Here is a 13,694-nt window from a genome sequence, read left to right as displayed (position 1 = left end):
GTCGCGGACGCGGGCATCGAGTATCGGCTGTGCACCACGCATCCCCAGGCGCGACGATCCAGGGACGATCCTGCCCTGACTCCGGTCAGGAGGGCTCGGTGAGAACCCACAACTCCCAGACTCCGGCGGCCCGGCACTCGTAGGCGCGTACGCCGTTCTCCATGTACCACCGGCCGCGCTCATGACAGCGGTTCTCCTCGTTCGGAGGGAAGTCCGCCACGTGGTGCCAGCCTGGCCCGGCTGCCTGCGCGGACTGTACGGGCGCGGACTGTACGGGCGCGGAGGCCGCGGCAGTAGCGCCGTGGCTCGCCACCAGCAGCGACGCGGCCGCAGCCGCGAGGAGAACGCGTTTCATGGTTCGCATGGAACGGATCCTTCCGCAGCTGGCGGCCCCACATCGATGAAGACCGCCCCACCTTCCCTCGATTGGGCTAACGGGTGATACGTGCGGCCTGACCGAGGCGGCTTCTCGGGGCGTTCATGGAGGTCATAGCATTGCGGTGCCGCGGCACCACCAACGTGTTCGTCACTGACGTTCATCTGAGGGGTGGCGACAACGACAAGCCGCTCCCCGGCCTGCCCGTCTGCTGACACCGCGTCGAGAGAGATTCGAGAAGGGCATCGGGCCGATGGAAGCCACCGCCGGCAGCGGCGACACCGACGCGCTGTACGCCCGCATCGTCGCCGCGACGGCGGACACGGCGTACCGGCCGCGGCGCACGGAGCGGGGATTCGACCTCACCGTCGACGTCCCGCAGTCGACCCGGCGCGTCACACAGGTGCACACCTACCGCGTCGCACTGGTCCCCGGCGACATGACGTTCACCATGACCGACGTCGTCCGCACCCGGGAGCAGGGCCTGGCCGGAGCGCCCGGCACGACGACGGAGACCGGCCGGGCACGGTACCGGACCTGGGGCCACTCGCCGGTCAGCGGCGAGCGGTTCGCCTTCTCGTCCGCCGACGGTCACCGGCTGATCCGGGGCGCGGCCGAGGAACTGGGCTGGCGGGAGCTGAGACCCGCCAGCCAGCAGACCGCCCTCGTCTTCGGGGCCATCGGCGGGGCGATCGCCCTCGGTACGCTGATCGCGCTCGCCGTCGTCTTCTGGCCCTGAGGCCGAGGTCTCAACCGGCGGGCGGCAGTTCACCCGATCCGCGCTTGATGAGCCGCGTCGGCAGCTCGACCCGCTCCGGGGCCTCCGACGCGCCGTCGAGCTGCCGGAACAGCCGCTCCGCCGCCGTCCTGCCGAGCTGCGCCGCGTCCTGCGCGACGACGGTCACGCCCGGCTCCAGCAGATCCGCGAGCTCGATGTCGTCGAAGCCGACCAGCGCCACGGGGCGATCGAGCGAGGCCAGGACCCGGACGACCGTCACCGTCACACGGTTGTTGCCCGCGAACACCGCCGTGACCGGATCCGGGCCGCTCAGCATCGTCTCGGCCGCCGTGCGGACCCGCTCCGGATCGGTGCCGCCGAGCGACACCCACGCCTCGTCGACGGGGATGTCCGCGTCCTCCATCGCCGCGCGGTAGCCGCGCAGGCGCTCTATGGCGGTGTGGATGCGCGGCTGGTCGCCGATGAAGCCGATACGGCGGTGACCGTGGGCGATGAGATGCGCGACGCCGTCCCGCGCGCCGCCGAAGCTGTCGGAGAGCACCACGTCGGCATCGATCTTCCCGGCGGGCCGGTCGACGAAGACGGTGGCGACACCGGCGGCGATCTCCGGCTCCAGATAGCGGTGGTCGTCCCCGGCCGGAATCACCACAAGACCGTCGACGCGACGCGCGCAGAGCGCAAGCACCAACTCCTGCTCGCGGTCCGGGTCCTCGGCGCTCGACCCGTTGATGAGCAGTGCGCCGTGCGCCCGCGCGACCTCCTCCACGGCGCGGCTCAGCGGTCCGTAGAAGGGGTCGGCCAGGTCCTCCAGGACGAGGCCGATGCTGGCGGTGCGCCCCTTGCGCAGCACGCGCGCGCTGTCGTTGCGGCGGAAGCCCAGGGCCTCGATGGCCTCCTGCACGCGTCGTTCGGTGTCGGGGGTGACGCCTGGCTCACCGTTCACGACGCGCGAGACGGTCTTCAGGCCGACTCCCGCGCGCGCGGCGACGTCCTTCATGGTCGGCCGGTTGCCGTAACGGTTCTCGGGTCGTCGGGCGGCGGTCTCGGCCACGGTGCGCTGTCCTGTCCTGTCGTCCACGAAGTCGTCCACGAGGTCCCTGCGGGGCGCCCACGATTCGTCCACCATTCGTCCACGGGGGGTGCGTGGTTCGGTCGCAGTCCGGCCGTGGTGCGGTCGTAGGGCCCTGCAAGAGCATGTGGCGTCGAGCATAGGGCCTGGACAACGTTGTCAGATGCAAGGGAGACTGACCTTCGCACTCTCCGGCCTGCCGATACACCAGGAGACCCGACACAGATGCACATGGACCTCGTCGCCGCACTCGACATCGGCGGCACCAAGATCGCCGGAGCCCTGGTGGACGGGCGCGGCCGGATCCTCCTGCGCGCGCAGCGTCCCACGCCCGCGCGCGAGGACGGCGACACGGTGATGCGGGCGGTCGAGGAGGTACTCGGCGAGCTCACCTCCAGTGACCTGTGGGGCCGTGCGACGGCCGTGGGCATCGGCAGCGCGGGCCCCGTGGACGCGTCGGCGGGCACGGTCAGCCCGGTCAACGTCCCCGGCTGGCGCGGCTATCCGCTGGTCGACCGCGTCCGCGCGGCGACCGGCGGCCTCCCCGTCGCCCTGGTCGGCGACGGCGTGGCGATGACCGCGGCCGAACACTGGCAGGGCGCGGCGCGCGGCCACGACAACGCGCTCTGCATGGTCGTGTCGACGGGTGTCGGCGGCGGCCTCGTCCTCGGCGGCAAGCTGCACCCCGGCCCCACCGGCAACGCGGGACACATCGGTCACATCAGCGTGGACCTCGACGGCGACGCCTGCCCGTGCGGTGCGCGGGGCTGTGTCGAGCGGATAGCCAGTGGCCCGAACATCGCGCGCCGCGCCATGGAGGGCGGCTGGCTCCCGGGTCCCGACGGCGACACGTCGGCGGCCGCGGTGGCGACCGCCGCCCGCGCCGGGGACGCGGTCGCGCTCGCCTCCTTCGAACGGGCGGCCCAGGCGCTGGCCGCGGGGATCGCCGCCACGGCCACGCTCGTCGAGATCGACATCGCGGTGATCGGCGGGGGAGTGGCGAAGGCGGGCGACGTGCTCTTCACTCCCCTGCGCCGCGCCCTGCGGGACTACGCCACGCTCTCCTTCGTACGCCAACTGACCGTGGCGCCCGCGTTGATGGGCACGGACGCGGGACTCGTGGGCGCGGCGGCGGCCGCGCTCGACAGGGGGTCGAGCGCGGCCGGTGGGTCGGGTGCGGTGGTGCGGCTGGGGAGTGCGGTGGGGGGTTGATGCCGGGTTCCCCGGGGATGTGCCGGGCCCGGGTCCGGCGCTGAGGCCTCCGCCAGCCGCCAGCCGCCACCCGCCTCAGCAGCTCAGCGTGGCCTCCGCCCAGTCGCCGTGGTCGGAGTCGATGCCGTCCCCGCCGTCCGTGACGACGAGGCGTACGACCTGGGCGCCGCTCACGTCCGCGGACAGTTCCTGCGCGGGCATGGCGTTGGTGAGCACTCCGGTCGATGCGGCCTTCTTGCCGTCCGCCCAGATCTCGAAGGCGACCGTGCCCTTCACTATCGTCTCGTCGTCGACGCCGACCTGCGCGGTGGCCTTCTCGCAGGCCGCTCCGGCGTAGTACTCGACGGCGCTCTCGGCATGTACGCCGAGGCCCTTCGCGTACACCTTCCCGCCGATGGTGATCGGCCTGCCGTCGCCGAGGCCGCTCTCTCCGTTGCTGGTGTTGCGCTCCACGGGGCCCCAGCCGTTGGTGGCCGACAGCCACGCCAGGTCGCCGAGCAGCGAGTTGCCCGCCGGGGGCGCCGTGACCACCTGGGCCGTGAGCGGCAGCACCTTCTCGGCGCGGGCGCCCTGCGGTGAGCGGTAGGTGGCCGTGAGCCGCACGTCGTACGATCCCGGCTTCGTGCCCGTCGGCGCGGTGACCTTCCACGACGTGGCGAGCGACTTGCCGGTCCCCAGCGAACGCGCCGTGCTCGGCGAGGTGGCCTTAACGGCCCACCCCGAAGGCGCGCCGAGCGCCACGGAGACCCGCTGGGCGGGCGTGCGCCCCAGGTTGGTGATCTCGGAGGTGACCTCGGCGGGCTTGTCGGCCTCCACGAACAGGCCGCCCTTCAGGCCGAGTTCGGCGGCGGGCGGGTGGTGCGCCCACTTGCCGTCTGCGGACACGCGCAGCAGTACGGTGCCGTGCGCCGGGACGGTGGCCGCGATCCGGCCCGCCGTGTTGTAGCTCTTGTGCTGCCACAGATCGCGCAGCGTGTACGCGTCGGCGTCGGGGAGCCCGACCGCCTTCGCCGTCGTGGACACGGACTGCGGGGTGCCGGACTCGTTGAAGAGGGCGACGGCGCGGCTGCCGTCCTTCATCTCCTTGGCGACGACCCAGCGTCCGCCCTGTGACGAGACGACCTCGCCCTGCTTGCCCAGGGGGTCCTGGTCGACGGCGATGACTTCCTTGTTGCCGAGGATCTCGAAGGTCTCGGGGGTGGCCTTGCGCAGGTCGGAACCGATGAGGAGGGGCGAGGCCATGATCGACCACATCGAGAAGTGCGTGCGGTACTCGGTGTCCGTCATGCCGCCGTTGCCGACTTCCAGCATGTCGGGGTCGTTCCACCGGCCAGGACCCGCGTGCTTCGCGAGCGGCAGGTTCCTCTTCATGATCGACAACATGGAGCCCCAGTTGTCACTGATGTCACCGGTGGTGCGCCAGAGGTGGCCGACGTCCGCCGCCCATTCCCATGGCTTGTTCTCACCCCATTCGCAGATGCTGTAGACGATGGGCCTGCCGGTGCTCTCGGAGGCGGCCTTCAGCGCGTCGCGCATGGCGATGTACCGCTGCTTGGCGTCGACACCCTGGTTGTTGCAGTTGTCGTACTTGAGATAGTCGACGCCCCAGTCGGCGAACTGCTGGGCGTCACTGCGCTCATGGCCGAGCGCGCCGGGGAAGCCCGCGGAATTGCAGGTCTTGGTGCCCGCGCTCGTATAGATGCCGAGCTTGAGGCCTTTGGAGTGGACGTAGTCGGCAACCGCCTTGATCCCCTGCGGGAATCGCGCGGGGTCCGGCACCAGTTTGCCGTTCGCGTCACGCTGGGGCAGCGCCCAGCAGTCGTCGAGATTGACGTACTCGTACCCGGCGTCCTTGAGCCCCTTCTCGACGAAGATGTCCGCGATCCCCTTGACCATCGCTTCGTCGAACTCGGCCCTGCAATGGGTGGAGTTCCAGTTGTTGAAGCCCATGGGCGGGGTGAGCGCGAGACCGCCGGGAAGTTGTGCGGCGGGGGCAGCGGCTGGGGTGGCGGTGTCACGTGCCGCGGCGGGCGTGGCGAGCCCGGCGGCGCACAGCAGGGCGGCGGTCAGCGATCCGACCGCTCTCAGGCGGGTGGTGCGGGCTGGAAGATGACGCATCGTTACGTTCCTCCGTACTCGCGAAAGATGGGGGGTTTGCATGTGCGTGGAACGTGCGCGCTTACGGTAGAGCTTGTTGGACTCTGTTGGAAGAGGGGGCGGTGCCGGTTCGATTGTCCGGCGCCAGAACCCTTGGCGGCGGTGCCACTCGGGAGTGAGATCCACCTGGCGCGTTTGGTTGTGTTCGGTTGAACCCGGCAGGCCGGGTCGGCCCGCCTGATGTCACGTCAGCCGGCTACCCCGGGCACGACCAGACCGGTTTCGTACGCGATGACCACCGCGTGGGTCCGGTTCTGCGCGCCGAGTTTGGTCAGCACGTTCCCGACGTGCGTCTTCACCGTTTCCAGGCTCACCCTGCACGACTCCGCGATGTCCGGGTTGGACCGGCCGGTGGCCATCAGGCGCAGCACCTCCTCCTCCCGGCCCGTCAGCGCCGCCTGCGGCAGCGCCTCGGCGGATCCCAGCGGGCGGGTGGTGACCATCCGGCGCAGGGCCGCCGGGAAGAGGATCGCCTCGCCCGCCGCGACCACTCGCACAGCCTCCGCGATCTTGGGGACAGGGAGCCGCTTGAGCACGAAGCCGCTGGCCCCGGCGCTGAGCGCGGCGGTGACGTAGTCGTCGTTCTCGAAGGTGGTGATCACCACGACTTTCGGCGGGTCGACCGGTCCGGCGAGGAGCTGCCGGGTGGCCTCTATGCCGTTGCGGCGCGGCATCCGTACGTCCATCAGGACCACGTCCGGCCGCAACTGCGCCGCCCGCTCAACTGCTTCGATGCCGTCGGCGGCCTCCCCGACGACGGCGATCCCCGGCTGCATCGCGAGCAGCGTGCGCAGACCGCTGCGGGTCACCTCGTCATCGTCCGCGATCAGCACGGTGGTGCGACCGGGGGCGCTGTCCGCGGGGTCGGTTGTGACGGCCGCGGTCGCGTCGGGGCCGGTCGCGACCGCAGCGCTCGCCTGTGAGCCGATCATGCGGGCAAGCGTACGGGCAGCCGGACCGTGAGCCGCCAGTGCTCCGGTCCGTCCGGACCGGCCTCGATCTCGCCGTGCAGGAGCCGCACCCGCTCGATGAGGCCGGGCAGGCCGTGCCCGGACGTCGGGAAGGCACCCGGGCCCGTTCCGCTCCCGGCTCCGGTCCGGTTGACCACGTCGAGCTCCAGCGAGTCCGGCGCGGCCGCCACCTCGACCCGGATCGGACCGCCCGCGCCGTGCCGCAGCGCGTTCGTCAGTCCTTCTTGCAGGATCCGGTACGCGGCCCGGGAGAGCGTCCCCTGCACCTGCGCCAGGTCGCCCGACAGCTCCGGCTCCACCACCGCGCCCGCGTGCCGCAGCCGGTCGAGCAGCTCGGGCAGGTCGGCCAGGGTGCGGGCCGGTGCCGTCCCCGCCTTCTCCTCGCGCAGCATGCCCAGTACGTAGTCGAGGTCCTCCAAGGCGGCCCGGGTCGACTCCTCGATGCTGCGCAGGGCGGCCCGCGCCGCGACCGGGTCGGCACAGAGCACCTCGCCCGCCACCGCTGCCTGGATCGTGGCGGCTGTCAGCGTGTGCCCGATCGAGTCGTGCAACTCGTGGGCCAGCCGGTTGCGTTCGGCCAGTTCGCGCTCCCGCTCGGCCGCCAGCGCGAGCTGCTCGGCCGACGAAGGACCGAGCAGCCTGGGCGCCAGCCACCGCAGGGCGTACGTCACCGCCGGACACAGGGCCGCCGCAAGGAGCAGACAGCAGAGCGCCGCTGCCCAGCTCTGCCAGCCGCCCTCCGCCTGCAGGGTCCAGCCGTTCACACTCACCCCGGCCTCGGCACCGGCCCAGCCGCCGGGAAGGAGCAGGCCCGCGACGAACAGCAGGACGCTCAGCTGCGCCCCCGCCCACCCCAGTGCCACATGCGAAAGGAGCCAGAGCGGGGTCCGCAGGCGGTCGGTGCCCGATGCCGTGGAGGAACCCGCCCCGTCACCGGGCGAGCCCGCACGCCGACGCTCGTCCACGGGATCCGGCAACGGCACCCCCAGCATCCGCCGGGCGCAGGCGATCAGCACCCGCCGCGTGGGACGAGCCAGCCCGATCACACCGATCAGTACGGACCAGACCAGCAGGGTCAGGGTGAACTGCACTCCTACGGAGGCGGATGGCCACGCCACCGCCGGTAGTGCGGCGAAAGGCAGCAGGGGAAGGCTCGCCAACGCGCCGCAATAGGCGAATAGCGCACCTGAATACGTGGAGCCGCGCAGCAGCGGCCGGATTCCTCTGAACATGGCCAGGTAAGTATGACCGGACGGACCACCGGCTCCCTCCCTCGATCGGGGGAGGGAATTCTCCCGCCTTCCCGCGATGTGATCGTGGGGCCCCTGAAATCAGAATCGGGGTCTCACCAGTCGACGGGACGGAAGGACGGGCCGATGAACGCTCAGGTAGGGACGCGGACGGCACAGAACGGAAGGAACAGCCTGGCCACGGCCGCCATGGCACTGGGCATCACCGGCTTGTGCACCTCGGTCGTCCTCATCGGCGGCCCGCTCGCCGTGCTCGGCCTGGTCCTGGGCATCGCCGCGCTGATGACGGCCAAGCGGACCGGTGTGGGTCGGGGCAAAGCCGTTACCGCCGTGGTGACGTCGGCCCTCGCGATCGTTGTGTCCGGGCTGGGTGCCGTCTTCATGGTCTGGTACGCGAACAAGACGCAGGAGTGCTACCAGCCCGACAGTTTCCATCAGTACACGCAGTGCGTCCGCGAGCACCTGGACGGAAACTGACCGGCGGCCTTCCCTGTTTCTTATCCTCCCCCGCCTTCCCTCACCGGTGAATCGGCTGCCCACTCTCCTCGACAAGGACGAGCATCATCGTGCGAAGCAGAAACACCCGCAAGGCCCGCCTCTTCGCCGCAGGCCTCGCGGCGGCCGCCCTTTCGGCACTGACGCCCGCGACGGCTTTCACGGCACCCACGGCGTTCACCGCACCCACGGCGTACACGGCATCCGGCGCCTCAACCGCCAAGGACCCGCTGCGGAAGTACACCCAACAGAAGCTCCATTGGAAACGCTGCGACGCCAAGAGCCCCGCCACTTTCCAGTGCGCGACGCTCAAGGTGCCGCTGGACTACAGCGACCCCAACGGCAGGACGATCGGCCTCGCGATATCCCGGCTGAAGGCGGGCAGCGCGAAGGCACGTCTCGGCGTTCTGCTGCTCAACCCGGGCGGCCCCGGCGCACCGGGCCTGCGGCTGCCTGCCGACCCGCTCCTCAAGTTCCCCGCGGAAGTGAAGCGGCGGTACGACCTCGTCGGCTTCGACCCGAGGGGCGTCGGGCGGAGCTCTCCCGTCAGCTGCGGGCTGACCGTCGAGGAACAGGCCGACCATCCGTACAAAGCGGAGACGTTCGCGAAGGACGTGGACCGGGTCCGCACCTTCGCCGGGAAGTGCCGGGCCAGGGCCGGTGCCAAGCTGCCGCACCTCACCACCCGCAACAGCGCCCGTGACATGGACGTCATCCGCGCCGCGCTGGGCGAGCGGACGATCTCCTACCTGGGGATGTCCTACGGCACCTACCTCGGCGCCGTCTACATGCAGCTGTTCCCCCAGCGGGCCGACCGGATCGTGCTGGACAGCGCAACCGATCCGACCCGGATCTACCGGGGGATGTTCCGCGACATGGCGAGGGCGGCCGAGCCCGCTTTCACGCGCTGGACCGCATGGACCGCCCGTCGGCACGCGGCCTACGGCCTTGGCGACACTCCGGCCGAGGTCCGCAGGACCTACTGGGACCTGATCGCGCGGGCGAACCGCAAGCCCATCCTCTTTGAGGGACAACTCCTCACGGGCGACGGCATCCGTGCCGACAACGGCACGTTCTTCCACGTCCAGAAGGCCGCCGAACGGATCGCCGGACTGAAGAAGGCGGCCAAGGCCAAGCACTCGGCCCGGCCTGCCACGTCCGTCACGCCCGCCACGCCCACCGCGTTCGGCACTCCCGGCACTCCCGCCACTCCCGGTCAGGTCCAGGATCCCGACGACAACTACCTCTCCATCGCCTGGTCCTACATGTGCGCCGACACCCGCACCTGGTCGCACGACCCTGCGCAGTACCGCCGCGAGGCGATCCGCGACAAGGCCCGGTATCCGCTGTACGGCGACTTCGCGGCCGCCATCACACCCTGTGCCTTCTGGGAGCGGGGCAGCGAGCCGCAGACCAGGATCGACAACAAGGTCGGTGCGCTGATCACGCAGAACGAGTGGGACTCTCAGACACCCCTCTTCGCCGGTCAGGCCATGCACCGGGCCCTGCGCGGCTCCCGGATGCTCACCGTCGCCGGTGGTGAGGGACACGGCGTCCTCTACGCGCCGGACAGCAACCCCTGCGCGGACCGGGCCGCCACGGCCTACCTGACCACGGGCAGGCTCCCCGCCAAGGACCTGACGTGCCGGGCTCCGGCCGGGCAGAAGTAGCTGTCAGATCACTCTTGCGTAACTCACCCACGGCATCGGCTCGCGAAGGCCAGGATCCGGCTCATGAAGATGACCGAATCATTCGCCACAACTGCCGCCGCAGTCGCCCCTGTTGTCCTTCTCGCCGCAGCGGTGGAGGTAGCCGTCTATCAGAAGGCTGTCGAGACACAGATCAAGAGCATCGTCAGAACAGCCACTGAGAGAGCTCTGGAGAGTGGGTCCAGACGCGTCGGGCTCGAATACTTGAACAGTGCCAGTGCCGGGTTGAAGAGGACGGCACTGCAGACGATGGCCGGAACGCTCTGGGGATTCATCATGCTGGGGCAGGCTCTCGCGACCATCGGGTGCCTCGCCTGGCTCGCGGACCATGAAGACCCGATGCCCTGGGCGAGCGCCGAGCTCACCACGCTCATTGTGGGACTGGGAGTGCTGGCGGTCGCCGTGGTGCCCATGCTGAAGCTCTCCCTGGCGCCCCTCACCGCCATAAGGGCGGCTCGTGCCGAACTCCGTGCAGCCGCCGAGGAGGAGAGGGAACGAGCTGAGGTCGCCGGGAGCGCATGAACCCCGTGCCGAAAAAGTCAGACCGGCGACGCATCCGTAACCGCCCCTGGCTACGAAGTACTTGATGCAGGGTCGTGCCCGGTACCCCCGACCGGGCACGACCCTGTACCACGGTGCCGCCGCTGGCGTCGGGCGCCCAGATACCCCGACGCCAGCGGCAATTGTCAGTGGTCGCTGCCACGATGGCCCGTATGGAGATCTTCGAGTGGGGGCCGCTGCTCAGGCGGTGGAGCGAGGAGTGGCTGGACGCGCTGGCCGCGAGTGAGCCGGAGGAGTTCGAGGAGCTGGACGAGGACGTCCTGCGGGATCGCTGGCTGGGGTTCGGTCCGGCCGGACCGGCACGGATCGCGGCTCTGGAGGAGCGGTTGCGCGGGCTGGGGGTCGAGGCGCCGCTGCCACCGTCTCTCCGCTCCTTCCTCGAGACGACGGACGGTTGGCGGTATGCGGGTGGCTCCGTTGAACTGCTGGCGGGGGCGGATGGCATCGCGTCGTACGGGGATCCGTACGGCTTGCAGGACGTGTTCGAGGGGAATCTGGGCGACAACCCGGCGGAGCGTGAGGTGCTGCAGGCCGGTATGTGGGGCCGGGCGTTGCAGCTCGCGCTCGACTCGGACATGACGGACGTGCTGCTGGATCCGGGAGACGTGGGCGCCGACGGGGAGTGGGCGGTCTACGTACACCGTGGGTGGAGCGGTGACGGGCCCGAGCGGCACGAGTCGTTCCGCGCGTTCATGGAAGGCATGTACAAGGGGTTCTACCGCTCGGGCGGCGCCGACGTCGGCTTCGAGAACGCGGTGACGCGCACGCTCGACGCCAACGTGGAAGAGGCCAGGCTCGCGTGTCTGAGGGGCGAGGTGGACGAGGCGCTCGCCGTCTTCGACGAGGCGGACGACTTCGGCAGACCGCGGGCGCGGCTGCTGGCCACCCAACTCCGGGCGCTCCTCGACGGGCACGGCTGGGTGCCGGTCGACCCGCGCATGGACGACCCGCTGTACGCGGGCGAGGTGCTGCCCTTGAAGGTCAAGGGCCACCTGCGCGAGGGGCGGACGTACGACACCTTCGTGCTCGGCCCTGTGACCGATGACTACGCGTCGGACAGGGAGCGCGCCGAAGTCGTCCTGGAGCAGATCAGACGGCGTACGTACGAGTACGCGTCACCGGGTGCCTTCGGACGTGCCGTCAAGGAGGCCAGGGAGCTGGCGCGCTGGGGTGACACGGACGGCGCCTGGCGGGTGATCATGGCGGCGGTCCCGCAGTGGGAGCCGTACGGGGTGGACCACGTGGCCCCGTTCGGACTGCTCGGCGACCCGCTGCTCGGCCCGGTGATCACACCGGAGCGGGGGCGGGAACTGCTGGTCACGCCCCGGGCCGGGCAGGGGGATGCCGCGCCCGTGGCCGACGCCGCGGTCGAGGGCGTGCGCGACGGGCTCGGGTGGCTCACGGACCCGGCCCTCATGGGCGGGCTCCGCGATGCGTACCGGTTCGTCCTGGTGGCGGGGGTGCGTCCCGAAGAGCTGGTGGAGCGGTTCGGGACAGTGCCGTTGGAGCCGGTGGCGAGCGAGGCCGAGCTCATGGGTCTTCAGTACGGGTGGGAGCGGGAGCGGGAGCGGCGCGGCGCCATGACCCGCATAGGCTCCACGGCCTGGACGGGTGCTGGGGCCCGCGCGGCCGAGGCCCGCACCAGCGCAAGGGTCGGCTGGAGCTTCGCCTTCGACTCGCACCGCCTGCTCGGCTTCAACGCCGACCGCCTCACCCGCCCGGGCACCGAACTGTCGCGCGGCACGCGCGCCCTCACCGTCTGGCGGCAGGAGGGCCTGTTCCACTTCACCTGCGCCGAGGACGGTGAGGAGCGGTACGGCTTCACGGTTCACCGGGCTGACCGGCACCAGTGGGGCGAGCTCCCCGCGGAGCTCGCCCCGGACCACCTGTTCCCGGACCCCGCAGGACCGGCCGCGGACCGCTCGGACGAGAGCCGAGCCCTGGACGCGATAGCGGACCTGTACGAGGTGTCCCTACCTCAATTCGCCCTCACCCAGGGCAGGTTGCCGACTCTGTCGACCCGTCCGTGGACCAGACCGGCCTAGCCCGCGCACTCCCGGGCGGCGTGTGTGCACAGGGGTGGGCCCCGGTCAGCAGGTCACGGTGCGGTCGTACCAACCCACCGTCCAGATGTCCTTGACGACTGCCCCTGCACGCATGGGGTAACAGGGAGAGTCGGGGCCGCCCTTGATGATGACCTTGACCCACATGTACCGCCCGCAGTTGTTGGTGAGCTTGGCGTACCCCAGGGCGGGATAGACGGCCCTCTTGATGCACGCGGGAGCCGTCCCTGTCACCGATACGTCAGAAGCCCGTGTCGCGGGTTGTGCCGACGCGGGACCCGCCGTGACCCCGAGCGTGCCGAGCACGGCACCGGCCAGTACCGCACTAGTAATCGCCTTACGCATGATTCCCCCCGAATCGTTCGACTACAGAACACCTCGAAGGTAGAACCACCCTGTCCCCGCCGAATCCCGCAGCGGTTTGAATTCCGCGTACCGCGTCGAATTGACACAGCCGACGCGTACAACCAGCGCGGTAGCGGGCGGAGTTCGGCGCGCCCGGCCGCCGTGCACCAGCGTGGCGGCCGCCCGTTGAGATCCCCTGCGTCGCCGAGCTCAGAGCGCCCGCGAGTAGCGGACTTCCGTCAACGTGGCCTCGTCGTAGACGTCGTCCTGGGTCGCGCCGTCGGCCTGGTAGTCGGCTCGTTCGTAGAAGCGTCGGGCTTGTCGGTTTTCGGCGAGGACCCACAGCGCGGACGCTGCGAAGCCCTGGCTCCGTAGCTGTGCGTGAGCCTCTTCCAGGAGGCTGCTGCCGATGCCCCGGCCGATCAGGTCAGGTGCGACGTACAGGGCGTAGACCTCACCGGTCGGGCCCGGGGCCGACATCTCGTTGCGACACGGCCCGAAGCAGATCCACCCCATCGGGCCGCCGTTGTCGTCCCCGCCCGCGAGGGCCACCAGGTGCCGTGACTGCCGACGGGGCTGAGCGAAGAACTGCCCCAGCTGCGCCGCGGCGCCGTCGACGGTCATCGCGTCCAAATACGTCCGGGGAACGATGCCCTCGTACGCGGCCTGCCATCCCCGGACCCGAATCGCCGCAACGGCCGCGATGTCGGCCTTGTCCATCTCCCGCACCCGCATAGGAACCATCGC

13 protein-coding genes are annotated in these 13,694 nt (G+C 70.6%); 6 read left to right on the top strand and 7 right to left on the bottom strand.

What is annotated here, in order from left to right; translation table 11 throughout:
- Positions 1-85: 85 nt before the first annotated feature.
- On the bottom strand, positions 86-364 hold the full coding sequence (locus ABZV77_RS11955) for a hypothetical protein (protein WP_356253963.1): 279 nt from the start codon (positions 362-364) through the stop codon (positions 86-88).
- A gap of 265 nt (positions 365-629) precedes the next feature.
- On the opposite strand from ABZV77_RS11955, the gene ABZV77_RS11950 reads away from it, so the two are divergent.
- Positions 630-1,115, top strand: a complete 486-nt coding sequence (locus tag ABZV77_RS11950) for a hypothetical protein (RefSeq protein ID WP_356253960.1) — start codon at positions 630-632, stop codon at positions 1,113-1,115.
- A gap of 10 nt (positions 1,116-1,125) precedes the next feature.
- Here the strand turns inward: ABZV77_RS11950 and ABZV77_RS11945 are convergent, their stop codons facing one another.
- Positions 1,126-2,193, bottom strand: a complete 1,068-nt coding sequence (locus ABZV77_RS11945) for a LacI family DNA-binding transcriptional regulator (protein ID WP_356254309.1) — start codon at positions 2,191-2,193, stop codon at positions 1,126-1,128.
- Positions 2,194-2,409: 216 nt separating this feature from the next.
- On the opposite strand from ABZV77_RS11945, the gene ABZV77_RS11940 reads away from it, so the two are divergent.
- Positions 2,410-3,396, top strand: a complete 987-nt coding sequence (locus tag ABZV77_RS11940; protein ID WP_356253957.1) for an ROK family protein — start codon at positions 2,410-2,412, stop codon at positions 3,394-3,396.
- 75 nt (positions 3,397-3,471) lie between these two features.
- Here ABZV77_RS11940 and ABZV77_RS11935 read toward each other — a convergent pair whose 3' ends face one another.
- The 3 genes from ABZV77_RS11935 to ABZV77_RS11925 form a co-directional block, all read right to left on the bottom strand.
- The gene (locus ABZV77_RS11935) at positions 3,472-5,514 is read right to left on the bottom strand and encodes an NPCBM/NEW2 domain-containing protein (RefSeq protein WP_356253954.1); all 2,043 of its coding nucleotides are present in this window, start codon (positions 5,512-5,514) and stop codon (positions 3,472-3,474) included.
- A gap of 227 nt (positions 5,515-5,741) precedes the next feature.
- Entirely contained in the window at positions 5,742-6,485 is a 744-nt protein-coding gene (locus tag ABZV77_RS11930) for a response regulator transcription factor (protein WP_356253951.1), read from the bottom strand.
- A complete protein-coding gene (locus ABZV77_RS11925; RefSeq protein WP_356253948.1) occupies positions 6,482-7,756 on the bottom strand; it encodes a histidine kinase in 1,275 nt (424 codons plus the stop codon). Before ABZV77_RS11925 ends, ABZV77_RS11930 begins: the two co-directional genes overlap by 4 nt.
- Before the next feature lie 144 nt (positions 7,757-7,900).
- Here ABZV77_RS11925 and ABZV77_RS11920 point away from each other — a divergent pair, with 144 nt between their 5' ends.
- The 4 genes from ABZV77_RS11920 (at position 7,901) to ABZV77_RS11905 (ending at position 12,584) form a co-directional block, all read left to right on the top strand.
- Entirely contained in the window at positions 7,901-8,251 is a 351-nt protein-coding gene (locus ABZV77_RS11920) for a DUF4190 domain-containing protein (protein ID WP_356253945.1), read from the top strand.
- A gap of 89 nt (positions 8,252-8,340) precedes the next feature.
- Positions 8,341-9,939 carry an alpha/beta hydrolase gene (locus ABZV77_RS11915; RefSeq protein WP_356253942.1) on the top strand — a complete coding sequence of 533 codons (1,599 nt, stop codon included), beginning with the start codon at positions 8,341-8,343 and terminating at the stop codon, positions 9,937-9,939.
- Between the two features lie 63 nt (positions 9,940-10,002).
- Positions 10,003-10,500 (top strand): hypothetical protein, encoded by a 498-nt coding sequence (locus tag ABZV77_RS11910; protein WP_356253940.1) that lies wholly within the window; start codon positions 10,003-10,005, stop codon positions 10,498-10,500.
- A gap of 191 nt (positions 10,501-10,691) precedes the next feature.
- Positions 10,692-12,584 (top strand): SMI1/KNR4 family protein, encoded by a 1,893-nt coding sequence (locus tag ABZV77_RS11905; RefSeq protein ID WP_356253937.1) that lies wholly within the window; start codon positions 10,692-10,694, stop codon positions 12,582-12,584.
- A gap of 45 nt (positions 12,585-12,629) precedes the next feature.
- Here the strand turns inward: ABZV77_RS11905 and ABZV77_RS11900 are convergent, their stop codons facing one another.
- Both ABZV77_RS11900 and ABZV77_RS11895 read right to left on the bottom strand, forming a co-directional pair.
- A complete protein-coding gene (locus ABZV77_RS11900) occupies positions 12,630-12,947 on the bottom strand; it encodes a hypothetical protein (RefSeq protein ID WP_356253934.1) in 318 nt (105 codons plus the stop codon).
- Between the two features lie 210 nt (positions 12,948-13,157).
- Positions 13,158-13,691: a GNAT family N-acetyltransferase gene (locus ABZV77_RS11895; protein ID WP_356253931.1), complete on the bottom strand. Its 534-nt coding sequence runs from the start codon at positions 13,689-13,691 to the stop codon at positions 13,158-13,160.
- Between the last annotated feature and the right edge of the window lie 3 nt (positions 13,692-13,694).

This window comes from Streptomyces sp. NPDC004732, from assembly GCF_040609235.1.
Classification (GTDB): Bacteria; Actinomycetota; Actinomycetes; order Streptomycetales; family Streptomycetaceae; genus Streptomyces.
Note: the sequence above shows the minus strand (reverse complement) of the source record. Positions and strands in the feature narration are given on the sequence as shown.